Source organism: Roseovarius lutimaris (assembly GCF_900115165.1).
Taxonomy (GTDB): domain Bacteria; phylum Pseudomonadota; class Alphaproteobacteria; order Rhodobacterales; family Rhodobacteraceae; genus Roseovarius; species Roseovarius lutimaris.
The window spans coordinates 103,778-126,225 of sequence record NZ_FOVP01000008.1 but is presented as its reverse complement, the minus strand read 5'-3'; the positions used below and the strand labels follow the sequence as shown (position 1 = coordinate 126,225).

General features: G+C 61.4%; 26 protein-coding genes and 1 tRNA gene. 19 read left to right on the top strand and 8 right to left on the bottom strand.

Annotation, left to right across the window (positions count from 1 at the left end):
* Positions 1 to 37: 37 nt before the first annotated feature.
* From BMZ91_RS08780 to BMZ91_RS08770, 3 genes are all read right to left on the bottom strand, one after another.
* On the bottom strand, positions 38 to 2,278 hold the full coding sequence (locus tag BMZ91_RS08780; RefSeq protein WP_092837207.1) for a xanthine dehydrogenase family protein molybdopterin-binding subunit: 2,241 nt from the start codon (positions 2,276 to 2,278) through the stop codon (positions 38 to 40).
* 3 nt (positions 2,279 to 2,281) lie between these two features.
* Positions 2,282 to 2,743: a (2Fe-2S)-binding protein gene (locus tag BMZ91_RS08775; protein ID WP_092837204.1), complete on the bottom strand. Its 462-nt coding sequence runs from the start codon at positions 2,741 to 2,743 to the stop codon at positions 2,282 to 2,284.
* Between the two features lie 138 nt (positions 2,744 to 2,881).
* A complete protein-coding gene (locus BMZ91_RS08770; RefSeq protein WP_092837201.1) occupies positions 2,882 to 3,379 on the bottom strand; it encodes a MarR family winged helix-turn-helix transcriptional regulator in 498 nt (165 codons plus the stop codon).
* Between the two features lie 237 nt (positions 3,380 to 3,616).
* Here BMZ91_RS08770 and ectA point away from each other — a divergent pair, with 237 nt between their 5' ends.
* Genes ectA through BMZ91_RS08750 form a run of 4 tightly spaced genes read left to right on the top strand, consistent with a single transcriptional unit; the run spans position 3,617 to position 7,336 of the window.
* Positions 3,617 to 4,150, top strand: a complete 534-nt coding sequence (ectA, locus tag BMZ91_RS08765; RefSeq protein ID WP_092837198.1) for a diaminobutyrate acetyltransferase — start codon at positions 3,617 to 3,619, stop codon at positions 4,148 to 4,150.
* Positions 4,151 to 4,199: 49 nt separating this feature from the next.
* Positions 4,200 to 5,492, top strand: a complete 1,293-nt coding sequence (ectB, locus tag BMZ91_RS08760) for a diaminobutyrate--2-oxoglutarate transaminase (protein ID WP_092837195.1) — start codon at positions 4,200 to 4,202, stop codon at positions 5,490 to 5,492.
* Positions 5,493 to 5,499: 7 nt separating this feature from the next.
* Positions 5,500 to 5,895 carry an ectoine synthase gene (locus BMZ91_RS08755; protein ID WP_092837192.1) on the top strand — a complete coding sequence of 132 codons (396 nt, stop codon included), beginning with the start codon at positions 5,500 to 5,502 and terminating at the stop codon, positions 5,893 to 5,895.
* A 16-nt stretch (positions 5,896 to 5,911) separates the two neighbouring features.
* Positions 5,912 to 7,336: an aspartate kinase gene (locus BMZ91_RS08750; protein ID WP_092837189.1), complete on the top strand. Its 1,425-nt coding sequence runs from the start codon at positions 5,912 to 5,914 to the stop codon at positions 7,334 to 7,336.
* 188 nt (positions 7,337 to 7,524) lie between these two features.
* Here BMZ91_RS08750 and BMZ91_RS08745 read toward each other — a convergent pair whose 3' ends face one another.
* The 3 genes from BMZ91_RS08745 to BMZ91_RS08735 form a co-directional block, all read right to left on the bottom strand.
* Entirely contained in the window at positions 7,525 to 7,812 is a 288-nt protein-coding gene (locus tag BMZ91_RS08745) for a hypothetical protein (protein ID WP_092837186.1), read from the bottom strand.
* Between the two features lie 60 nt (positions 7,813 to 7,872).
* Entirely contained in the window at positions 7,873 to 8,331 is a 459-nt protein-coding gene (locus BMZ91_RS08740) for a hypothetical protein (protein ID WP_143076317.1), read from the bottom strand.
* A gap of 136 nt (positions 8,332 to 8,467) precedes the next feature.
* Positions 8,468 to 8,557 (bottom strand) — tRNA-Ser (locus BMZ91_RS08735).
* 131 nt (positions 8,558 to 8,688) lie between these two features.
* On the opposite strand from BMZ91_RS08735, the gene BMZ91_RS08730 reads away from it, so the two are divergent.
* The 9 genes from BMZ91_RS08730 (at position 8,689) to BMZ91_RS08690 (ending at position 16,177) form a co-directional block, all read left to right on the top strand.
* Complete coding sequence (locus BMZ91_RS08730) at positions 8,689 to 9,534, top strand: DUF2059 domain-containing protein (RefSeq protein ID WP_245736273.1); 846 nt, start codon at positions 8,689 to 8,691, stop codon at positions 9,532 to 9,534.
* A complete protein-coding gene (locus BMZ91_RS08725; protein WP_245736271.1) occupies positions 9,531 to 10,370 on the top strand; it encodes a DUF2059 domain-containing protein in 840 nt (279 codons plus the stop codon). The genes BMZ91_RS08730 and BMZ91_RS08725 overlap by 4 nt, the downstream gene beginning before the upstream one ends.
* A gap of 201 nt (positions 10,371 to 10,571) precedes the next feature.
* The gene (locus BMZ91_RS08720) at positions 10,572 to 11,210 is read left to right on the top strand and encodes a 50S ribosomal protein L21 (protein ID WP_092837180.1); all 639 of its coding nucleotides are present in this window, start codon (positions 10,572 to 10,574) and stop codon (positions 11,208 to 11,210) included.
* A gap of 11 nt (positions 11,211 to 11,221) precedes the next feature.
* Entirely contained in the window at positions 11,222 to 11,491 is a 270-nt protein-coding gene (rpmA, locus tag BMZ91_RS08715) for a 50S ribosomal protein L27 (RefSeq protein ID WP_085825549.1), read from the top strand.
* A gap of 83 nt (positions 11,492 to 11,574) precedes the next feature.
* Positions 11,575 to 12,180, top strand: coding sequence for a LysE family translocator (locus BMZ91_RS08710; protein ID WP_092837177.1), 606 nt, complete (start codon positions 11,575 to 11,577; stop codon positions 12,178 to 12,180).
* Positions 12,177 to 12,716 carry a GNAT family N-acetyltransferase gene (locus tag BMZ91_RS08705; protein WP_092837174.1) on the top strand — a complete coding sequence of 180 codons (540 nt, stop codon included), beginning with the start codon at positions 12,177 to 12,179 and terminating at the stop codon, positions 12,714 to 12,716. Before BMZ91_RS08710 ends, BMZ91_RS08705 begins: the two co-directional genes overlap by 4 nt.
* A gap of 31 nt (positions 12,717 to 12,747) precedes the next feature.
* Entirely contained in the window at positions 12,748 to 13,788 is a 1,041-nt protein-coding gene (gene obgE / locus BMZ91_RS08700) for a GTPase ObgE (protein ID WP_092837171.1), read from the top strand.
* Entirely contained in the window at positions 13,776 to 14,882 is a 1,107-nt protein-coding gene (gene proB, locus BMZ91_RS08695) for a glutamate 5-kinase (RefSeq protein ID WP_092837168.1), read from the top strand. Before obgE ends, proB begins: the two co-directional genes overlap by 13 nt.
* A gap of 29 nt (positions 14,883 to 14,911) precedes the next feature.
* On the top strand, positions 14,912 to 16,177 hold the full coding sequence (locus tag BMZ91_RS08690) for a glutamate-5-semialdehyde dehydrogenase (protein ID WP_092837165.1): 1,266 nt from the start codon (positions 14,912 to 14,914) through the stop codon (positions 16,175 to 16,177).
* On the opposite strand, the gene BMZ91_RS08685 is transcribed toward BMZ91_RS08690, so the two are convergent.
* Complete coding sequence (locus tag BMZ91_RS08685) at positions 16,174 to 16,773, bottom strand: histidine phosphotransferase family protein (protein ID WP_143076316.1); 600 nt, start codon at positions 16,771 to 16,773, stop codon at positions 16,174 to 16,176. The genes BMZ91_RS08690 and BMZ91_RS08685 overlap by 4 nt on opposite strands.
* 26 nt (positions 16,774 to 16,799) lie before the next feature.
* Here BMZ91_RS08685 and BMZ91_RS08680 point away from each other — a divergent pair, with 26 nt between their 5' ends.
* The 3 genes from BMZ91_RS08680 to olsA all read left to right on the top strand — a co-directional run bounded on the left by BMZ91_RS08680 (position 16,800) and on the right by olsA (position 18,700).
* Positions 16,800 to 16,982, top strand: coding sequence for a DUF3553 domain-containing protein (locus BMZ91_RS08680; protein WP_092837159.1), 183 nt, complete (start codon positions 16,800 to 16,802; stop codon positions 16,980 to 16,982).
* Between the two features lie 120 nt (positions 16,983 to 17,102).
* Entirely contained in the window at positions 17,103 to 17,870 is a 768-nt protein-coding gene (gene olsB / locus BMZ91_RS08675) for an L-ornithine N(alpha)-acyltransferase (RefSeq protein WP_092837156.1), read from the top strand.
* Entirely contained in the window at positions 17,867 to 18,700 is an 834-nt protein-coding gene (gene olsA, locus BMZ91_RS08670) for a lyso-ornithine lipid O-acyltransferase (protein ID WP_092837153.1), read from the top strand. Before olsB ends, olsA begins: the two co-directional genes overlap by 4 nt.
* On the opposite strand, the gene BMZ91_RS08665 is transcribed toward olsA, so the two are convergent.
* Positions 18,697 to 19,323, bottom strand: coding sequence for a thiamine phosphate synthase (locus BMZ91_RS08665; protein ID WP_092837352.1), 627 nt, complete (start codon positions 19,321 to 19,323; stop codon positions 18,697 to 18,699). The two genes, olsA and BMZ91_RS08665, sit on opposite strands and share 4 nt — an antisense overlap.
* Before the next feature lie 209 nt (positions 19,324 to 19,532).
* On the opposite strand from BMZ91_RS08665, the gene BMZ91_RS08660 reads away from it, so the two are divergent.
* The 3 genes from BMZ91_RS08660 to BMZ91_RS08650 are packed head-to-tail and all read left to right on the top strand — an operon-like array spanning position 19,533 to position 22,419.
* Positions 19,533 to 20,948 (top strand): YcjX family GTP-binding protein, encoded by a 1,416-nt coding sequence (locus BMZ91_RS08660; RefSeq protein ID WP_092837150.1) that lies wholly within the window; start codon positions 19,533 to 19,535, stop codon positions 20,946 to 20,948.
* On the top strand, positions 20,945 to 21,415 hold the full coding sequence (locus BMZ91_RS08655; protein ID WP_245736269.1) for a GNAT family N-acetyltransferase: 471 nt from the start codon (positions 20,945 to 20,947) through the stop codon (positions 21,413 to 21,415). The genes BMZ91_RS08660 and BMZ91_RS08655 overlap by 4 nt, the downstream gene beginning before the upstream one ends.
* A complete protein-coding gene (locus BMZ91_RS08650) occupies positions 21,412 to 22,419 on the top strand; it encodes a YcjF family protein (protein ID WP_092837143.1) in 1,008 nt (335 codons plus the stop codon). Before BMZ91_RS08655 ends, BMZ91_RS08650 begins: the two co-directional genes overlap by 4 nt.
* Positions 22,420 to 22,448: the final 29 nt, after the last annotated feature.

The window sequence follows — 22,448 nt, the reverse complement described above, 5'->3', positions numbered from 1 at the left end:
CATCGCGCGCGCGCCGCTGCAAGAGGGCGCGCGCCTGTCAGGCAAAATCGACAAACCTGTTGAACGGCATTTCACGCAGCCGCGTGCCGGTGGCGGCAAAGATCGCATTGGCCAGGGCAGGCGCGGCGGGGGGCACCGGCGGCTCGCCGATGCCACGGATATTGTCGGCGTTCTCAAGGCCGCGCACCACGATCTCGGGGCATTGATATAGCCGCATGCCGGGAAAGCTGTCGAAATTCTCCTGCTCGGCGGCGCCATCCGAATAGGTGATCTCGCAATTCATTGCATGGCCAAGGCCAAAGATCACACCGCCTTTGACAAGCCCTTCGAAATTGACCGGATCAAGGATACGCCCGACATCGGCGGCGACATAAACCCGGTCGATCCTGATCCCGGCATCGGTATCGCTCACCTCGATCACCTGCGCGCAGGGCACCCCGAAGGACAGGCAAAAGGCAACACCGCGCCCACGCCGCGGCCCAGGTGTACCACCCCAGTTCGACATTTCGCCAACTGCCTCAAGCACCTTGCGTGAGGGGGTATGATTGCACAGGCGCAGCCGTTCGGCCAAGGGATCGGCCCCCGCCGCATGGATCAGCTCATCAAGAAGACAATCGTGGAAAAACCCGTTTGACGAGGCCCCGACCGAGCGCCACGAACTGATCGGCGCCAATTCCGGCGCGCGGTATCCGGTGACGCGGTAATTGGGGATGTCAAAGGGCTGATCCCAGGCGCCGGCCACGATCTGAAGGTCGGGCCCCGGCACCGGCAGGCCTTGGCGGCCCATCTGCGAGGTCATGACCGAGGGCATGGCGATGCCAAGGTCAAAACTCTCGACCTGTCCGCCCTTGACCCGGCCCCGACCGCGCGCCATGGCGATCTGGCGCGGATAGTCATGGGTCATGTCCTCTTCGCGCGAATAGGTCAGCTTGATCGGCGTGCCGGGCATCGCCATCGCCAGCCTGGTGGCATGGCGCACCACGTCATCCTCTAGGCGGTGGCCAAAGCTTCCGCCGATCATCAGGGCGTGAATATGCACGTTCTCCGTCTCAACGCCCGCGATGTGCGCGACGTTTTTCTGAACGAAACGCGGGATCTGCGTGCCGGTCCAGACGTCAACCCGGCCTTCGCCGACAACAACCGTGGCATTGACCGGCTCCAGCGGGGCATGGGCAAGGTAGGGCGCGCGATATTCAAATCTCAGGTCGCTGTCTTCGGCCAATGCCGCGTCAACATCGCCGACGTTGCGAAACCGGCTGTCCTGCTGATCGGGCGTGAAGCTCTCGCTGAGCGCGCTCCAATGACCCGCCATGTCAGCGGGGTAGGGCGCGGGGCCCCAGTCGACATCCACCGCCAAGGCGGCCTGAAACGCGCGCCAGGTGTTATCGGCGATCACGCCGATGCCGCCGGGCAAGGGCACGATCTTGACCACGCCGCGCATTTTCTCGGCCTCGGTGGCGTCAAAGCCAAGCATCTCGCCGCCCTGTGCCGGGTTGAGCCTGATCGCGCCGTGCAGCATGCCGGGCGGGGATTGGTCGATGCCATAGTTCTGTGTGCCAGTGGATTTCGCCACGATATCAACGCGTTGCATCGGCTTGCCAAGCAGGCGCCACTGATCGGGCGCGCGCAGGGTGACGTCTTGCACCGGATCAAGCGTGGCGGCGGTGCTGGCAAGCGCCGTATAGGGCACGCGCGTGCCATCCGGCAAGATCACCGCGCCGCGCTCGGTGATCAAGGCGGCCACGTCAAGCCCGTGGATCTGCGCCGCTGCCGCCTTGAGCGTTTCGCGCGCCACCGCCCCGGCCATGCGCAGTTTTTCATAGCCATCGGGCACGGTGGTTGAGCCGCCGGTGATTTGCAACCCGAGAAACTTGATCGGCGCATCCATCACAGAGCGCGTCGTTGTCGCAAGAAGGCTGTCGTCGGTCGAGCGGAACGGCACCGCATCGCCCGCGAGCGCGGTGTTGTAATAGGCCGGGCTTGGCGCGCCGGGATCGGTCCTGATTTGGTCAAGTTCGACATCAAGCTCTTCGGCGATAAGCGCTGCCTGAACAGATGTTGCGCCTTGCCCCTTGTCGGCGCGCGGGGTGATCAGGGTGATGCTCTGCGCGGTGATCAGCACATAGGGCGTCAGCGCCGCCGCGCCCTCGGGCAGATCATTGAGCAGCGGATTGTCGTGCGGGGTCTTGTATTTATAGACGCCAAAGGCGACGCCCCCGGCAATGGCCGCAGAGCCGATCAGGAATGTGCGCCGGGCGATGGTTTTGAGGCGTCCCATGGCTTATCCCTCGCTCAGCTTGGCGGCGGCGGTCTTGACCGCCTCGCGGATGCGCGGATAGGTGCCGCAACGGCACAGGTTGCCCGACATTGCGTCGTCGATCTCGGCGTCGCTCGGGGTTGGGGTCTCGGCCAGCAGGCTGGCGGCCTGCATCATCTGGCCCGACTGGCAATAGCCGCATTGCGCGACCTGATGCGCGATCCAGGCGGCCTGAACCGGGTGCGGGGCCTCGGGCGTGCCAAGCCCCTCGATGGTGGTGATGGCGCCCCAGACACCGCCCGCGGGCACCTGACAGGATCGTACCGCCTCGCCGTCGATATGCACCGTGCAGGCGCCGCATTGCGCGATGCCACAGCCGTATTTCGGCCCTCTCAGGCCCAATTCATCCCGCAAGACCCACAAAAGCGGCATGTCGGGTTCCAGGTCGTTGATCTCATGCTCGGTGCCATTGACGGACAGCTTCATGCTCTTGCCTTTTCTCGCGGTCTCTTCACGGCAAAATATAAACTGTTTGGTTTAGGTGTCCAGCGTCGAAGGTCTCGCGCTGCCAGTGCCGGTGCCGGTGCTGTGCGCGGGTGGGGGGCTCTCGCGCCACGGATTTGCTCAGAGCTTTTTGCCCAATCCAAGCTCACCTGACGAGAGGACAGGGGAGGCGTCGATATTTTGCGCATCCAGCATGTCCGCGACGCGTTCAAGCGACGACACAAGTTGCGCCTGCTCCCAATCCGCAAGCCCGGCAAAGGCGCGGACATAGCGTTGTTGAAGCGCATCAGGCGCCTTTTCAAGCGTGCTATGGCCAAGGTCGGTCATCAAGACGTTGATCTGGCGGCGGTCAAGCTCGGAGGCTTCCCGTTTGACCATGCCGCGCGCCACCAGCTTGTCGACCAATGTCGTGATCGTCGCCTGGCTCACGCTCATCTGCTTGGCCAGGGTCTTGGGTGTGGCGCTGGTCTTGTCGTCGACGATCTGCATGACCCGAAGCTGTGCCGGTGTCACCCCCACGGCCTGCGCAAGATCGCGCGCATAAAGCTCTGTCGCGCGCAGGATGCGTCGCAGGGCGATCAGGCTTTCGTCGGTACGGTCGTATGATTTTTCTGTCATGACCTATCTTTGCACGAAGCCTCGAAATCCTTCAATCAGTGAAATACCTGCGTAGGTGTTTCGTAATTGTAAAGTTAATGCGGGAGTGATGATTTATTTAGTGAATTATTAAAATCGCCAATAATGCGCTTATAACGGCATAATGCCGCATTTCTGAGGAAAAGTAGTTTTACTGTTGAAGTAATTCGGAGGCTATACTATTTTATAAATCGTAATAACCAAGGAGCGCGCGAGCAAATGCCGAAAGACAGCTATACTGACCCAAAGTCTAAACCAAACCTGCGCAAGCCCGATGCAAGTGACGGCGCCGCAATTTGGGAGCTGATTCGTGCCTGCAAGCCACTTGATGAAAACTCGATGTACGCCAATCTGATTCAGGCCGACCATTTCAGCGATACCTGCGTGGTCGCCGAGCTGGACGGAGAGATCGTTGGCTGGATATCGGGCCATATGATTCCGGGTGAGGACGCCTTTTTTGTCTGGCAGGTCGCCGTGAGCGCCGATGCCCGCGGCATCGGCCTTGGCAAGACCATGCTTCTGGACCTCGTCAATCGCGATGAGACCAGGGATGCCACGACTCTCAAGACCACAATCACCAAGGATAATGACGCCTCCTGGGGGCTGTTTCGTAGCTTTGCCAACGACATTGGCGGTGAGCTGACGGATGCGCCCCATTTCAAAAAGGACGCGCATTTCGACGGCGCCCACGACACCGAACACATGGTGAGCATCACCCTGCCGCGCAGGATGAAGCTCAAGCGCGTCGCCTGAATACCCCCCCCCTCTCACGACGTACCCTCAAAAAGGGAAAGGACACCCCATGACCAAAGACATGGCACAGAATACATCTATCTATAACCGCCGCGAGAGCGAGGCCCGCTCTTATTGCCGCAATATGAAGGCGACCTTCACACAGGCGCGCGGTTCTGAACTTTTTGATGTCGACGGCAACCGCTATATCGACTTTCTGGCGGGCTGTTCATCGTTGAACTACGGGCATAATGATCCCGACATGAAGGCCGCCCTGATGGATCATATCGCTGGCGACGGCATTGCCCATGGGCTTGATTTTCACACCGATGCGAAAGGCGCCTTTCTCAAGGCGTTTGAAGAGAGCATCCTTGCCCCGCGCGGCATGGATTACAAGGTGATGATGACCGGCCCGACGGGGACCAACGCCGTTGAAGCGGCGATCAAGCTGGCGCGCAAGGTGACCGGTCGTCGTAATGTGATCGCTTTTACCAATGGGTTTCATGGCATGACCATGGGCGCTCTGGCGCTGACCGGCAACGCGTCCAAACGCGGCGGCGCCGGCACCGGCTCGCTCAGCGATGTCACCCATATGCCGTTTGAAGGCTCACTTGGTGAAGATATCGACACGCTGGAATTGATCGACGCAATGCTGTCGAACCCGTCGTCGGGCATCGACGCGCCTGCGGCCTTTGTGTTTGAGCCGATCCAGGGCGAGGGTGGGCTTAATGCCGCCTCCGATGCATGGATGCAGGGCATCGAAAAGATCGCCCGCAAGCACGGCGCATTGCTGATCGTCGATGATATTCAGTCGGGCTGCGGTCGCGCGGGCACCTACTTTTCCTTCGAGAGCGCGAAGATCGAACCGGATATGATCACCCAGGCAAAATCGCTGTCGGGCTTCGGCCTGCCGTTTGCGGCCTTGCTGATCAAACCCGAGCATGACATCTGGAAGCCGGCCGAGCACAACGGCACGTTCCGCGGCAATACCCATGCCTTTGTGACGGCCCGTGTCGCGATGGAGAAATTCTGGTCGGATGACCAGTTTGAAAAGGCGATTGCCGGCAAGGCTGTGGTGCTGACCACTGCGCTCAACGACATCGCCGGGCTTGTCGAGGGCGCCAGCCTCAAGGGCAGGGGCCTGATGCAAGGCATAGATGTCGGCTCGGGCGATCTGGCGGCTGCGATCTGCGCAAGGGCCTATGACCTTGGTCTTGTGATCGAGACCTCGGGGGCCAACGACGAAGTCATCAAGTACCTCGCCCCGCTCACCACCTCGCCTGAGATCATGCGCGAAGGCTTTGATATCCTTGCGCAAGCGACCAGCGACGTTACAAATGAAATGAAAATGGCTGCGGAGTGATAGCAAAATGATCGTACGTGATTTCAACAAACTACAGGGCACGGACCGCCATATCGCCGATGCAAAATGGACGTCAACGCGCATGTTGCTGGCGGATGACGGAATGGGCTTTTCGTTCCACATCACAGTTCTCGAAGCGGGCTCGGAACATACGTTCCACTACAAGCACCACTTTGAAAGCGTCTATTGCATGAAGGGTAAAGGCTCGATCACCGACATTGCCACCGGCGAGACCCATGAGATCAAGCCCGGTGTGATGTACGCCCTGAACCTGCATGACAAACACATCCTGCGCGCCGAAGAAGAGCTGCACATGGCGTGCTGCTTCAATCCGCCGGTGACGGGTACGGAAGTACACCGCGAAGACGGATCCTACGCGCCAGCAGAGGAGCTTGCCTACTAAACCGGCAAGACAGACTATGACCCATACTGTCGAGAAAATCGGCGGGACATCCATGTCCCGTGTGAATGAGCTAAAGGATACCCTGTTTATCGGGTCCCGTGAGAGGGACGACCTGTATGGTCGCGTGTTCGTGGTCTCTGCCTTTGGCGGGATCACGAACCTGCTCCTCGAACATAAGAAAACGGGCGAGCCCGGCGTTTATGCCCTGTTTTCCAATGCCGATACCGACCACGGCTGGCATGAGGCGCTGACCCGTGTCGAGGACGCGATGCACAAGCTACAGCGCGAGGTGCTGACCCATCCGGCCGACATCGAGCAGGCCGACAGCTTTGTGGCCGAACGTATCCTTGGCGCGCGCAACTGTCTGATCGATCTACAGCGGCTGTGTACCTACGGCCATTTCCGCCTGTCGGAGCATATGTTGCAGATCCGAGAGCTTTTGTCAGGGCTGGGCGAGGCCCATTCGGCCTTTGTCACCACGCTTTTGCTGCACCGCGCAGGCGTGAACGCCCGCTTTGTCGACCTGTCGGGCTGGCGCGACGAGGGCGATGTCACCTTGGAAGAGCGTATTTCCAAGGCGATGAACAACATCGACCCGCATACCGAAATGCCGATCGTCACCGGCTATGCGCAATGCGCCAAGGGGTTGATGCGTGAATTCGACCGTGGTTATTCCGAGGTGACATTTTCCAAGCTCGCCGCGCTGACAGGCGCGCGCGAGGCGATCATTCACAAGGAATTTCACCTGTCGTCCTGTGATCCCAAGATCGTGGGCGAGGGCGTTGTGTGCAAGCTTGGGCGCACCAATTACGACGTTGCCGATCAACTCTCGAATATGGGGATGGAGGCGATCCACCCGCAAGCCGCCAAGACCCTGCGTCAGGCGGATGTGCCGCTTCGGGTCACCAATGCGTTTGAGCCCGACGATTCCGGCACCCTGATCGACGACCAGCCGGCCGATGTGCCCGCGGTCGAGATCGTGACCGGCCTCGATATCGTGTCGCTGGAAGTCTTTGAACAGGATATGGTTGGCGTCAAAGGCTATGATGCGACGATCCTTGAGATCCTGACGCGCCATGACGTGCGGATTGTCTCGAAGGTCTCGAACGCCAATACCATCACGCATTACCTTGATTCCTCGCTCAAGACGATGCGGCGGGTCGAAAAGGATATCGCCAAGGCCTTTCCCGCCGCAGAGATTTCTACCCGGACGCTGGCGATGGCCTCGGTCATCGGGCGCGATCTGAGCGGTCTGTCGGTGCTGACACGCGGATTGGTCGCGATTGCCGATGCCGGCCTCTCGGCCATCGGGGCAAGCCAGGGGCCGCGCAATGTCGATGTTCAGTTCATCCTCGACCGCGACGCGCTGCAACCGGCCATCAAGGCCATGCATAGCGCCTTCATCGAGACCAATGAACCCTGCCTCACCCGCGCCGCCTGACAAGGCGGGCGGGATTTATCCGGATTGAGGGGCAACGGGCAAACCTTGCGCCAGGCGGCTGTTTCTGCGGGCGTTGCCCCCGACGCCGACCGTTTGATTATGGGCTGCCTCAAGCCTGTTTCTAACGATCTGCCTAGGGCCACTTGAAAGCTACCTGACCCCGGCGTTTAAAAGCGTTGGGTCTTTTTTTATGCGAGTGCCCGCAAAATTAGCCGAATAGCAATCGGAACGATTTGCAGCGCGGTTCCGCCTGCAATGAACAACAGGCCGCGTCGCGCCCCGCGCGAAGATGCAAGCAAGTTTTGCACCATTGGCAATTGAAGTTTCTCTTCATTGGTTCCGCCAACCACACGAGAAAGCCCAATATTAATTGCGTCGGCTTCCTTCAAAATGACTGCGCGGGCCGTTATCCAAGCCCCGGCCAGCGTAATCGCCAAACCTAAACCCGTAAGAATGTCCGAAGTAATGGTTTCCATGCTCAATTCCTTGTAGTTTCCGGGAACTATGTAGCGCAGCCGATGTGCCAGGGTCTTTCGCTAATGGTCGTTCGGCGGGTCGCTTCGAAGTTTTATCACAAGCTTCGCCATAACCGCAGTTAGTCCTGAAGCCATACGCCATACCTGAAAAAGTTCTTCATGAAGTTCTTCCAAGTCGGCAATCATCACGTCGCGGCCTTCGTCGGTTTGTATCTTGAAGTTGTGACGCTCATAGAAGCCGTGGTTTAGGCGGTTTCGCGCTTTCAAAGCCGACGCAAAGCGTTCCTCTAAGTGTTCATCGAAGGCAACTTTGCCTCTAAGAACCCCAAGTAACCGTCCAAGTGTATGCGCTTCGATTTGGTCAAGTGCTTTCCGGGCGTTCACCGGGTCGGGCGTCAAATGCCAACCGTTTTCTATCGCACTTACCGAAAGCAACAACGTTCCAAGTTCCGTTTCGAAAAGTTGCGCCGCTTCGGCGGTTATGCCGAATTTTGCATAGAGTTCGTCGCGTGTTGCCATGTTTGCCCCGATCACGTTTCGGCGATCTTAGCGGGCCGGAAAGCTTGTGGGCACCCTGAAATCATCGCGTGAAAACTGACATTAGATCGACAAAAACCCACTAATTGGGAGTTTATTCGGCAATTTTAATGGCAAGTGGCGGAGAGACAGGGATTCGAACCCTGGGATCCCTTGCAGGATCAACGGTTTTCGAGACCGCCCCGTTCGACCACTCCGGCACCTCTCCGCGGGGGTCTGGTGGGGGGCGTTTAATTGCCTTTGGCGGGGGGGGCAAGGGGTTTTGCGTTGTTTGTCGGGATAAATTGCCTAGGTTGGAGACAGCCGCATTTTCAGACTCCCAGAGAAGGACAGACCGCAATGCTTGTGACCCCGATACGCCAGATGCCGCGCCTGGCGAGGATCGTGTTTCTCGGGGCGCTGATCGTGCTGATCGGCCTTGTGCCGCTGCGCGCGGCCGACCGGGACCGGCTTGAGGCGTTTCTTGAGGTGACGGGATTTGGCGTGGCGCTTGACAGTATCGCGCTCGCCGCCGCCGATGCGCCTGCGATGCTTGGCCTTTCGGCCAGCGATTTCGGCCATGACTGGGCGCGGGTGGCCGGCGAGGTGTTTGATACCGGGCGGATGCGCAGCACTGGCCTTGATATCCTCTCCGAGACCCTGAGCGACGAAATGCTGATTCATGCGGCGGATTTTTACGCCTCTGACCTTGGCCAGCGGCTTGTGGCGGTCGAGAATGCCTCGCATCTGGTCGAGGATGACGACGCTAAGCGCGCCGAGGGCGAGGCCTTGCTCGCCGAGACCGAAGCGGCGCGCCTCAAGGTGCTGCGCGACATGAACGATGCCGTCGACGGGGCCGGGTCGGGCGTGCGTGCGGTGCAGGAAATTCAGCTTCGCTTTTTGCTGGCGGCCTCTTATGCGGGCGTGCTTGAGAGCGGGCTGGACGAGGGCGCCTTGCGCGCCGTTCTGGCCGAGGGCGAGGATGAGCTGCGCGAGGCCTTGCAGGCCTCGGCCCTGGCGAATGCGGCCTATACCTATCAGGAACTCGGCACCGACGATCTTCGCGCCTATGTCGAGGCGTTGCAGCATCCGCTTATGGCGCAGGTCTATGAGCTTATGAATGCCGTGCAATACGAGATCATGGCCGGGCGTTTCGAGGTTCTGGCGGCGCGGATGGCCGATATGCATCCCGGTCAAGAGCTATGAGACAGCTTGCGCGCATCACGCGGCGGGCACTTTTCGGGGGGCTGGCCGGTCTGGTTTTTCTGGCAGGCCCCGCTCTGGCGGACCGTGCCGGGGATGTAAGCCGCCTGATAACGGCGCTGCGGTTTGAGGAAACCATCGAGATCATGCGCGACGAGGGGCTGCGCTATGGCGGTGAGGTGGGCCAGGAAATGCTGGCCGAGGGCGAGCTTGCCCGATGGGATGCGATTGTCGCTCAGGTCTATGACCGCGATACGATGCAAACCAAGGTGACCGAGGGGTTTACTGCCGCCCTTGACGGGGTCGATCTGGCGCCGCTTCTGACCTTCTTCGAGGGGCCGGGGCAGGAGATCGTCGCACTGGAACTGGCGGCGCGCAAATCGCTGCTTGATCCGGAAGTCGAGACGGCGACCGAAAAGCTTTACAGCCAGATGGTCAAGGACGGCGATGTTCTGGTCGAGCGGGTGGATGTCTTTATCGACGACAGTGACCTGATCGAGCGCAATGTAACCGGGGCGCTCAACGCCAATCTGGTGTTTTACACCGGGCTTGCCGACGGCGGTGGGTTTGATCTGCCAGAGGCGGATATGCTGGCCGATATCTGGGCCCAGGAAGAGGACATGCGCAAACAGACCGAGATCTGGCTCCGCTCGTTTCTGGTACTGGCCTATCAGCCACTGGCGCGCAGCAAGCTTGAGGCCTATATCGCCCTTTACCAGAGCCCCGCCGGGCGCGATCTGAACCGGGCGCTGTTCGCGGCCTATGACGGGATGTATGAGGATCTGTCCTATCAGCTTGGTCGCGCCGTGGCGCTTCAGATGCAGGGCGAGGATTTATAGGCGATATCGCGCAAGGATTGGGGTGATGACCCTTGACTTTCACCCGGCTTTCCAGAATAAGCGCGCAACCCGGCGGGATGATCTTGCCGGGTTTGTTTTTGAATGACGCCCGAGGGGGCGCGCAGTTCGAGGTGGCCACAAGGCCAGAAACGCCCGGAATTTCGGGGACCACAGAGCGCGGAGACGAAAGAAGGAAATGCAATGTTTGCGGTCCTCAAGACCGGTGGCAAGCAATACAAGGTGTCCTCAGGGGACATGCTTCGTGTTGAAAAGCTTGCAGCGGATGCCGGTGAAAAAGTTCAATTTAACGAGATTCTGATGCTGGGCGGCGACGCACCTGTTGTCGGCGCGCCTTTCATCGAGGGCGCCGCGGTTCAGGCCGAGGTCGTTGATCAGGTCAAGGGTGACAAGGTCATCAATTTCGTCAAGCGTCGTCGTAAGCACGGCTCGCAGCGGACCCGTGGCCACCGTCAGCAGCTTACTCTGCTGCGCGTGACCGAGATTCTGGCCGATGGCGCGGAAAAGTCCGGCGTCAAAGCCGCCATGGGCTCTGGCTCGGTCTCAGCAACGGCACTGGCCTCGGCTGAAAAGCCTGCCAAGAAAGCCGCCGCGCCCAAGAAAGCCGCGAAAGCAGCCGCCGGGGGCGACGATCTGTCGAAGATTTCTGGCGTTGGTCCGGTGATTGTGAAAAAACTGCATGGTGAAGGCATCACAACCTTTGCTCAGATTGCCGAATGGACCGACGCGGACGTCGATGCAATCGAAGAGAAACTGTCGTTCAAAGGTCGTGTGGGTCGTGAAGACTGGATCGCACAGGCCAAAGAACTGGCTAAAGGCTAAGGAGAGACCAGATGGCACATAAAAAAGCAGGCGGTTCATCCCGTAACGGTCGCGATTCTGCCGGCCGTCGCCTTGGCGTCAAGAAATATGGCGGCGAAGCTGTGATCCCGGGCAATATTGTCGTGCGTCAGCGCGGCAACAAGTTCTGGCCGGGGCAGGGCGTTGGCGAAGGTAAGGATCACACGATCTTTGCCAAGGTCGAAGGCGCTGTGAAGTTTCATAAGGGCCTCAAGGGCCGCACCTTTATTTCGGTCCTGCCAGTGGCGGAGGCCGCTGAATAAGCTGACCTTAAGGTTGTTTTGAACATCAAGGGGATCGGCGATACCGCCGGTCCCTTTTCATTTTGCGCAGGAGGCAACCCGAGATGGGCGTTGCCGTGATCAGTTTTCTGGCGTTTGGCGCGTCTCAGGTGGGCACACCGGGGCCGGCCAATATGGCGCTATTGGCCACGGGCGCGCGCTTTGGCTTTCGCGCAGCACTGCCGTTTGTGGCAGGCGTGGCGCTTGGAAAACAGCTGATCATCTGGCCCATCGGCTTTGGCCTGATGGGGTTGGCGGCGCAGGCACCGGGCGTCTTCGCGGCGCTGAAATGGGTGTCGGCGGCCTATATCTGCTGGTTGGCCTGGAAGGTGGCGCATCTGCGTCTGGATGGTGGAAAACCGGTTGAAACGCCGCCAGGCTTTGTCGCCGGGTTGATTGTGCATCCGCTTAATCCCAAGGCCTGGGCGATGATTGTCACGGGATTTACCAATTTCGTGACACCGGGCACCCCGGCCTTGCAGGCGACTGCCTGGATTGCCATCTGTCTATTTGGCTTACAGGCCATTCTTCATCCGATCTGGACCTATGGAGGAGACCGGATCGCCCAGACCGTGGCGGGGACCACGGCTGAGAAATATCTGATGTGGACCTTGGCGGCGCTGACCGTTGCCTCGGTTCTATTCGTGCTCTTTGGAGGAGGAAGCGCATGAGGCTTGAGACGATTGTAAACCAGCCGGTGATCGAAACCGAACGGTTTGACCTGCGCCCGCTTCGGGTGTCGGATGCCGGGCTGATCGAGATGAACGCAAGCGATGCGCGCGTGGCGATGAACACCAGCAGCATCCCGCACCCCCTGCCGCCCGGCACCACCGAGGCGATGATCGCGCGCGCGCAGGCCCCCGACCGGACCGAGGATTTCTGGGCGATGGACGCCAGCAAGACCGGTGGATCAGAGCTTATGGGGCTGATAAGCCTTGTACGGGTCGATCAGGCGCAATCAGAAGTCGGATATTGGGTGGCGCCCGCCTATTGGAATACCGGCGTCGCCTCGGCGGCGGTCGAGGCGCTTTTGGCGGCCAATCCGCATAACGCGCGGATGACCTTTGCCAGCGTGTTTCAGGATAATGCCGCCTCGGCGCGGGTCTTGACCAATTGCGGATTTCAGTATCTTGGAGATGCCGAGACATTTTGCGTCGCCCGCGGCGCAAAGGTCGCGACCTGGACCTATAGCAGAAAAGCGGATTAAGGCCCCATCGGCCTTTGCGTAAGGATGACAGATGAAGTTTCTCGATCTTGCCAAGGTCTATATTCGCTCTGGCGGCGGTGGCGGCGGATGTGTCAGCTTTCGGCGTGAAAAGTTCATCGAATACGGTGGCCCTGATGGCGGCGATGGCGGCAATGGCGGCTCGGTCTGGGCCGAGACGGTTGACGGTCTCAACACGCTGATTGATTTCCGCTATCAGCAGCATTTCTTCGCCAAAAGCGGTCAGCCGGGCATGGGCCGTCAGCGCACCGGCTATACCGGCGATGACATCGTGTTGCGCGTGCCTGTGGGCACCGAAATCCTTGACGAGGATATGGAAACCGTCGTCGCCGACATGACCGAGGTTGGCCAACGCGTGCTTTTGGCCAAGGGCGGCAATGGCGGCTTTGGCAACCTGCATTTCAAGACCAGCGTCAATCAGGCCCCGCGCCGCGCCAATCCGGGGCAGGAAGGCGTCGAGCGCACGCTCTGGCTGCGCCTCAAGCTGATCGCCGATGTCGGGCTTTTGGGCTTGCCGAATGCAGGGAAATCCACCTTTCTGGCCGCCACATCGAATGCGCGGCCCAAAATCGCCGATTATCCCTTTACCACGCTGCACCCCAACCTTGGGGTTGTCGGTGTCGATGAGGTTGAATTTGTCGTGGCCGATATCCCCGGCCTGATCGGGGGCGCCTCCGAGGGCAAGGGGCTTGGCGATTTGTTTCTTGGCCATGTCGAGCGCTGCGCAGTTCTGTTGCACCTGATTGATGGCACCTCGGAAACCGTTGCCGAGGATTACCACACCATCATCAACGAGCTTGAGCTTTATGGCGGTGATTTGGCCGACAAGCCCCGCGTGACCGCGCTCAACAAGGTCGACGCGCTTGATGATGAGGAACGTGCCGGGGTCCGCGCGCTGCTTGAAGAGGCCTCTGGCGGGCCGGTCATGATGATGTCGGGCGTGTCGCGCGAAGGGGTTACGGATGTGTTGCGCGCCCTGCGTACGCAGATCGACGACGACCGCCTGCGCCACAAGATCACCACCGAAGAAGACAGCGCGCCGTGGCAACCGTAAGCAAGGCCAAACGACTTGTGATCAAGATCGGCTCGGCCCTGTTGGTGGACCGGGTCACCGGCGATTTGCGCGCCGATTGGCTGCGGTCGCTTGCCGAGGACGTGGTGCGCCTGCGCGCGCGCGGCACCGATGTCATTCTGGTCTCGTCGGGCTCCATCGCGCTTGGGCGCGGGGTGCTTGGCCTGCCGGCAACAGAGCTGTCGCTTGAACAAAGTCAGGCCGCGGCGGCGGTCGGGCAAATCCGGCTGGCAGGGGCCTATGACAAGGCGCTTGGCGCGCATGGCATCATCTCGGCGCAGGTGCTTGTCACGCTTGAGGATAGCGCGGATCGGCGTCGTTACCTCAATTCGCGCGCCACGCTGGAACAGCTTTTGCGCCTTGGTGCGGTGCCGATCGTCAATGAAAACGATACCGTCGCGACCGATGAAATCCGCTATGGCGACAATGACCGGATGGCGGCGCAGGTGGCGGTCACGGCGGGCGCCGATCAGCTTATCCTGCTGTCGGACGTGGATGGGTTCTATACGGCCAACCCTGCACAAGACCCCGACGCCACGCGCTATGACGTGATCGAGATGATCACCCCAGAGATCGAGGCGATGGCCGGTGATGCCGGGTCGGGCCTCTCGAAGGGCGGCATGAAAACCAAGCTCTTGGCGGCCAAGACTGCCACGGCGGGCGGTTGTGACATGGCGATCACTCAGGGCGCGGTTCTGCACCCGATCAAGGCGCTTGAAGAGGGGGCCGCCGCCACATGGTTTTTGGCCCAGGGCGACCCCCAGCAAAAGCGCAAGGCCTGGATCGCGGCGATGAAGCCCAGAGGCCGGGTCGTGGTCGATGCCGGGGCCGCAAAGGCGCTGCGCTCGGGCAGCAGCCTGTTGCCCGCCGGGGTGCTTCTGGTCAGCGGCAAATTCGGCCGCGGTGACCCGGTTGAGGTTGTCGATGAGGCCGGGCGCACGCTGGGGCAAGGGCTGACCCGCTACGATGGCGCGGATGCACAGAAAATAAGCGGCTTGCGCTTGGACCAGATCGAGCCGGTGCTTGGCCATGCGGCGCGTGGGCCCTTGATGCATCGCGACGACATGGCGTTTTAGGTGCCAAACCCCGAAGAGGAGAGTGTGACATGACAGAGCATCAAGATATTGCCGCGCTGATGGCCGATATCGGCGCGCGTGCCAAGGCCGCCGCCGCCGATCTGGCCGTGGCCAGCCCCGAGGCCAAACGGGCCGCGCTTGAGGCCGCCGCCGATGCGGTCTGGGACGGGCGCGCGGATATCCTTGCCGCCAATGAAAAGGATTTGGCCTATGGCCGCGACAAGGGGCTGAGCGAGGCGATGATGGATCGCCTTGCGCTGGACGAGAGCCGCATCAAGGGCATCGTCGAGGGCTTGCGCGCGGTGGCCGCCCAGGATGATCCGGTGGGCGAGGTTCTGGCCGAATGGGATCAGCCCACCGGCATTCATATCCGCCGCGTGCGCACGCCCCTGGGGGTAATCGGCGTGATCTATGAAAGCCGCCCGAATGTGACGGCGGATGCCGGGGCGCTCTGTCTTAAATCCGGCAATGCGGTGATCCTGCGCGGCGGGTCTGAAAGTTTTCACTCATCAGGCGCGATACACGCCTGCCTCGTTACGGGGCTGCGCGCCGTCGACCTTCCCGAGGATGCAATTCAGCTTGTGCCGACCCGTGACCGGGCGGCGGTGCAGGCGCTTTTGACGATGACCGATACGGTGGATGTGATCGTGCCGCGTGGTGGCAAGGGCCTTGTCGGCCTTGTCCAACGCGAGGCGCGGGTGCCGGTCTTCGCCCATCTGGAGGGCATCGTTCACATCTATATCGACAAGGAGGCCGACCCCGAAAAGGCGCTCCGCGTGGTGATGAACGCCAAGACCCGGCGGACCGGCATCTGTGGCGCGGCCGAGTGTCTTTTGATCCACCGCGATATCATTGGCACCATCGGCCAGGGCGTGGTGCGTGCGCTTCTGGATGCCGGGGTCGAGGTGCGCGCCGATGCGAGCCTGCGCGCCATTGAGGGCACGACGGCGGCCACCGAGGAGGACTGGGGGTGTGAATACCTTGACAGCATCATCGCCGCCAAGGTGGTCGATGATCTTGACGCCGCGATCGCCCATATCCGGCGCTATGGCTCAAACCACACCGATTGTATCATCACCGAGGATGACGCCACCGCGAACCGGTTCTTTGCCCGTCTCGACAGCGCGATCCTGATGCGCAATGCGTCGACCCAATTCGCCGACGGGGGCGAATTCGGCATGGGCGCGGAAATTGGCATCGCCACCGGCAAGATGCATGCGCGCGGCCCGGTGGGCGCGGCGCAGCTGACCAGCTTCAAATATCTGGTCGACGGCGATGGAACCACGCGCGCCTAGAACCGAAGCCGCAGCTCGGTCTCGCCGTGGTCCACCTGCGCCGAGCGCCCAAGCGCGGCCAGCCGCTCTGGCAACAACAGAAACTGCACCTGCGCCGGGGTCACCTCGGGCGCGGGCGCCATCGCCCCAAGGCTGTTCCACAGCTGGTCATTGATCTGAAGCCGCCCGCCGGTGGCGCTGATCTCGAACTGTCCCTCGTGTTGGGTGACCGAGAGGGTGCCGCCAAAGGGGATGGTCTGTTCCGCGCACAAAAGGCTTAACACTACCACCTGTGCAAGGGGCTGGGTCACTGTCCCCGACAGGCCATAGTCAAGTGCGATTCGCCCGGTGCGATAGACCGTGGCCAGAATAGCGCCAAGGTCTTCACTGCGCAGGCTCTGACGCGCAGAGGCGGTGCCAAAGGCCAGCCGGAACAGCCGAATGCGCGCATTCGCATCCGCCGCACTTTCCGAGATAAGCACCATTTCGGGTGAGGTGCCCATGCCGGAAAGTTCCAGCAATTCCAAGCCGTTGGTGACAGCCCCCATCGGGCTTATCAGGTCATGGCAGATACGAGAGCCTATCAATGCGGCCAGGGTCTGACTATGGTTGTTCAAAGCTATTCTCCGAAGCGAGGTACGACATGAGCGATATGAACTCGATACTGGAACCCGGGATGTTTGTCCGCCACCCCCAACAGCCTGATTGGGGCACCGGCCAGGTGCAATCGAATATCGCGGGCCGTATCACCGTTAACTTTCGCGAGGTCGGGAAGGTGGTGATTGACGGCGCGCGGGTGGAACTTGTTGTCGTCTTTGATCCCTGATCATGGTTAGCAAAAGGTTAACATCGCCCCGCCTTTTCGACCAGATGCGCCTTTAACGCGTGTTGTCATTGCTGGGGCGCTTGCCTAAACCCTCGCCAAAGCCACCAATCCGAGAGCGAAATGCCCGCCAGCTCCCCAATTTTTCGCGTCAAGCTCGCCACAACCCCGCAAGAGTTGCGGGCCGCGCAACGCCTGCGCTATGAGGTGTTTGTCGAGGAGTTGGGCGGCACCGGCCCGATGGTGGATCACGCCGCGCGGCTGGAACTTGATCGTTTTGATACCTATTTCGACCACCTGCTCTTGCTAGATGATGCGCAGGGCGGCGCTGTTGTCGGGGCGTATCGGTTGTTGCGCGATGATCAGGCCCGGCGCGCCGGTCAGTTTTATTCAGAGGATGAATATGATCTCTCGATCCTGCGCAACAGCGGGCGGCGGCTGATGGAGCTGGGGCGCTCCTGTCTGGCCAAGCCTTATCGCGGCGGGCCGGGCATGTATCATCTCTGGAATGGTCTGGCCGCCTATATCACTGATTATCAAGTGGAAATCATGTTCGGGGTGGCAAGCTTTCATGGTACGGAGCCCGCCACATTGGCGCGGCCGCTGTCGCTCTTGCATCACCGCTATCTTGCGCCGCCCGAAATCCGCGTGCGCGCCCGTCGCGAGTATTTCCAAAGCATGAACCTGATTCCCGCCGACGCTCTGGACCGGCGCGCGGCGATGCTCGAGGTGCCCGCCCTGATCAAGGCCTATCTCAGGATGGGCGGATATGTCGGCGAGGGCGCTTATGTCGATCATCAGTTCAACACCACGGATGTTTGCCTTGTGATGGACACAGAGCGGCTGAATAGCAAAAGGAAATCCATTTATTCCAAAGGGCTTGCACGGTGAGTTTCACCTGGAATTCGCCGGACCCGCCTGCGGTGGTCCGGCTTGGCCCCATGGGCGTTGCGCGCGCGGTTTTACGCGGTGCGATCCTGGTTTGCATTCTTCTCATCGGGGTCGTGCTAACTGCGGTGATACGGTCGATAGAACAGCCTCTTTACAAGCTGCACCGCCCCTGGACGCCCCATATCACCCAATCGGTGTGCCGGATGGCCTTTGTCGTGCTCGGCATGCGCCACGAGGTGGCAGGCGCACCGATGCGCCATGCCGGAGCTGTGGTGGCTAACCACGCATCATGGCTTGATATTTTTGCTCTCAATGCGCGCAAACGGGTGTATTTCGTCTCCAAGTCCGAGGTGGCGAAATGGCCGGGAATCGGGCTTTTGGCGCGGATCACCGGGACGGTGTTCATCAACCGTGATCCCAAACAGGCGCGTGCCCAGACCGAGATTTTCGAAAGCCGACTTCGGGCGGGGCACAAGCTGTTGTTCTTCCCGGAGGGAAGCTCGACCGATGGATTGCGCGTTTTGCCATTTAAATCAACGCTTTTTCAGGCGTTCTTTAGCAAGAACATTCGCCATGACATCTTTGTTCAGCCGGTTACGGTGATTTATCACGCGCCCGACGATCAAGACCCGCGGTTTTACGGCTGGTGGGGCAACATGACCTTTGGCGCTCACGCGTTACAAGTGTTGGGCGCGGCGCGGCAAGGAAAGGTGAAGGTCGTCTACCATGACCCTGTTAAGGTTGACGAATTTCCGGATAGAAAGGCATTGGCCGCGCATGTCGAAAATGCTGTGCGCGCGGCCATGCCAAAGGATCGGCAGGGCCGTTAAACCTCGGCCATTGCCGCGACCAGATTGCCAAGCGCCGCGACCGGATCGTCATGTTGCCAGATTTCATCGCCAAAGGCGAAAAAATCCGTGACCGGGGCAAGCTGTCGTACAAGACCCGCGTCAAGCGCGCCTTCGGCCACGACCGGCAATTCGATCATCTTCGACCACCAGTCAAAAAGCTCGTCCTCGGCCCGGCTGCCATCGCCCAGTGCCGAGGCGCCGACAGGGCCGAAACTGATGTAATCGGCGCCCGCTTCGCCGGCACTTATCCCGTCATGACGCGAGGTGCCACAAAAGCTTCCGATGATCGCATCCTCGCCCAACTCCTTGCGCGCAAACCGTACCGTGCGGGCGCCATCCAGCAGGTGCACCCCGTCAAGCCCAAGCCGTTCCACCATCAACACATGCGTGTCGATCACCAGGGCAATGTCGCGCGTGTGCGTCACCTCGCGACAGGCATCGGCGGCGCGCGCGATGCGATCTTCGTCGCGGCTCGCCAGGGCAAGGCGCACACAGGCCACCTCTTGCGAATCCAGAACCCGCGCGAGGGTCTCTGGAAAGCGGCCAAGCTCAAACTCGGGCGGAGTAATCAGATAGAGTTGCGGCTGCTCGGTCTCGGCCATGTTGGGGCTCCTCAAATTTCCGCCCGTATAGCGCGGAAAAATCGCTTTGGCTATCACCGGCATTGGCTTTCACCGTTCCAAAAATACTCAATCTCCCGCGCCATGCCCTGATCCTGACGTTTTGCGGGGAAAACCAGCGCGTTGCCCCCCTAGCAAGTGGCGGTCGGCGCGGCTATCTTGGGGCAAACCGGTGTAAAAGGGGCGGGTGTTTGGTGATTTCACAGCTGGCAGAGGGGCTGACGCGCGGGATCGAGGGGGTAGGCGACCGGGTGTCGGGCGCCCTGTTCGAGCCGGTGATACGCCTTGGCGTCACCGGGCTTGCACGCGCGGGCAAGACGGTGTTCATCACCTCGCTTGTGGCCAATCTGATGGATCGCGGCCGGATGCCGGGGCTTTTGGCCGCCTCTGAGGGGCGCATCAGTGCCGCCTTCCTTCAGCCACAGCCCGATGACACCCTGCCACGCTTTGATTTCGAGCATCATCTGGCCGCTCTCACCGCGACTGAGCCGCATTGGCCCGAAAGTACGCGTGCCGTGTCTGAACTGCGCCTGTCGCTGCGGGTGCGCCCGACCGGCCTTTTGGCGGGGGTGACCGGGCCGCGCACCGTGCATCTGGATATCGTCGATTATCCCGGCGAATGGCTGCTTGATCTGGCGCTTCTGGATAAATCCTATGACGCCTGGTCGGCCGAGGTTCTGGCGCGCCTCGCCAAGCGGCCAGAGGCGGCGGCCTATCTTGCGGCGCTTGGCGGGGTCGATTCCGCCGCCCCCCTGCAAGAGCCGGTGGCGCAGGGGCTGGCGCAGGGGTTTACCGCCTATCTGGATGCCGCGCGCAAGGCCGGATTTTATGACTGCACGCCGGGGCGCTTCTTGCTGCCGGGAGAGCTTGCCGGGTCGCCCGTGGTCACCTTTGCACCTTTGCCCGAGGGGCCTGCGGGCACGCGCAAAAGCCTGCGCTCCGAGATGGCGCGCCGCTATGACGCCTACAAGCGCGAGGTCGTGCGGCCGTTTTTCCGCGATCATTTCGCGCGCATCGACCGGCAGGTGGTGCTGGTCGATGCGCTCGATGCGATCCACAAGGGCCCGCAGGCGGTTGAGGACATGCGCCGCGCCATGGCCGAGATCCTTGCCACATTCCGGCCCGGCAGAAATGCCTTTCTGACCCGGCTCTTGATCGGCAAACGGGTCGAAAAGATCCTGTTTGCCGCGACCAAGGCCGATCACCTGCACCACAACCAACACCCGCAGCTGACCGCGATTATGGCGGCGCTGACCCGCGAGGCGCGCGATCGTGCCGATTTTGCCGGCGCCGACACCGAGGCCATGGCGATTGCGGCGCTGCGCGCCACCGTCGAGGAACAGCTAAGCCATGAGGGCCGCGATCTCGATTGCGTGCGCGGGCGGCTGTTGGAGACCGGCAAGCAGGCGGTGCTTTATCCCGGTGCCTTGCCGCAGGACCCCGGCGCGCTCTTGTCGGCCTCGCGCTCCGGCGCGACACGCTGGCTTGATGGCGAATATAACGTGATGCGCTTTGCGCCGGCGCGGCTAAACCTGCGGCCGGGCGAGGGGCCGCCCCATATCCGGCTTGACCGCGCCGCAGAGTTTCTGCTTGGGGATCGCCTATGAGTATCGTTGTTCCGGTAATGGAGCCGCGCCCGGCGCGGCTCTGGCATCTGCCGCGCCTCGCGGTGATCCTGTGGCGCTTTACCCGCGCGACGCCCTGGCTGCCACAGGTGCGCACGCGGCGCGAAGATCTCACCACCTTCGTCAAAGTGATCCGCTGGGGTTGGGTGCGGGTGCTCAAGGACGGGCGCGGCGTGGCCGGCTTTATTGTGCGCGACGGCCGCCGCATTCATGCGCTTTATGTCCATCCCGATCGTCGCAACCGGGGCATCGGGCGCGCGCTTTTGGCCGAGGCCAAGGCCGAGGCGCAGGCGCTCGATCTATGGGTGCTTGAGGCAAATACCGGGGCGCAGGCGTTTTATGCGGCCAACGGGTTTATCGAATACGGGCGCAGTCCGGGCTATGGCAATGACGAAAACCTGCCCGATATCCTGATGGTCTGGACCTCCGAGAAAGGCGCAATCCAATGAGCAAGGCAAAATCAACCGGCCCGGTGTTGATCGAACTCGATGACGGCGCCGACACGCTCGGCCCCGACCGCGCGCCGCCGATCCCCGAGCCCGACGCAGAAATGCCGCAGGGGGGCGCCATGCAGGCGACGATCAGCGGCGCAGCGCGCCCGCCCTCGCGCCTTGGCCGCGCCTTTTGGGCGCTTGCGCTTGGTCTTCTGGGGGCGGCTGTGTCGGTCGCGGCCTGGGATTTCGCTCTGAACCTGATCGACCGGGTGCCGATCCTCGGATATTTGGTGGCGGCGATGGGGATTGCCCTTTTGGGCATCGCCGTTCTGCTTGGGCTGCGCGAAATGGCCGGGTTTGTGCGTTTGGGGCGGCTAGACGCGCTTAACCGGGCGGCGGTTGGCGCTCTTGCGGGCGCCGATCTGGTTCAGGCACGTGGTGTAGTGGACCGTCTACAGGCGCTTTACGCCACCCGCGATGAGACCCGCTGGGGCCAAGAGCGCCTAAAGGAGCGCGCGCCTGAACAGTTTGACGCAGAGGCGCTGATCGGTCTGGCCGAGTCCGAGCTTTTGGCGCCGCTCGATGCGCTTGCCCGGCGCGAGGTTGAAACCGCCGCGCGGCAGGTGGCGACGGTGACAGCACTTGTGCCGCTTGCGCTTGCCGATGTGATCGGTGCTCTGGTGGCCAATCTGCGGATGATCCGCCGGGTGGCCGAGATTTATGGCGGGCGCGCCGGGGTTCTGGGAAGCTGGCGCCTGGCGCGTGCGGTCATGGCGCATCTGGTGGCCACCGGCGCGGTGGCGGTGGGCGATGACCTGATCAGCAGCGTGGCCGGCGGCGGGCTTGTCTCGAAGCTGTCGCGCCGCTTTGGCGAAGGCGTGGTCAACGGCGCGCTGACCGCGCGCGTCGGGGTTGCCACCATCGAGGTCTGTCGCCCCTTGCCCTTTGTGCGCCTGCGTCGGCCGTCTGTCACCGGGCTGGTCAAACGGGCGTTGACGGGGCTTTTCGCCCAAGGATAACACGCGGTCTTGCGGGTCGAGTAAACAGG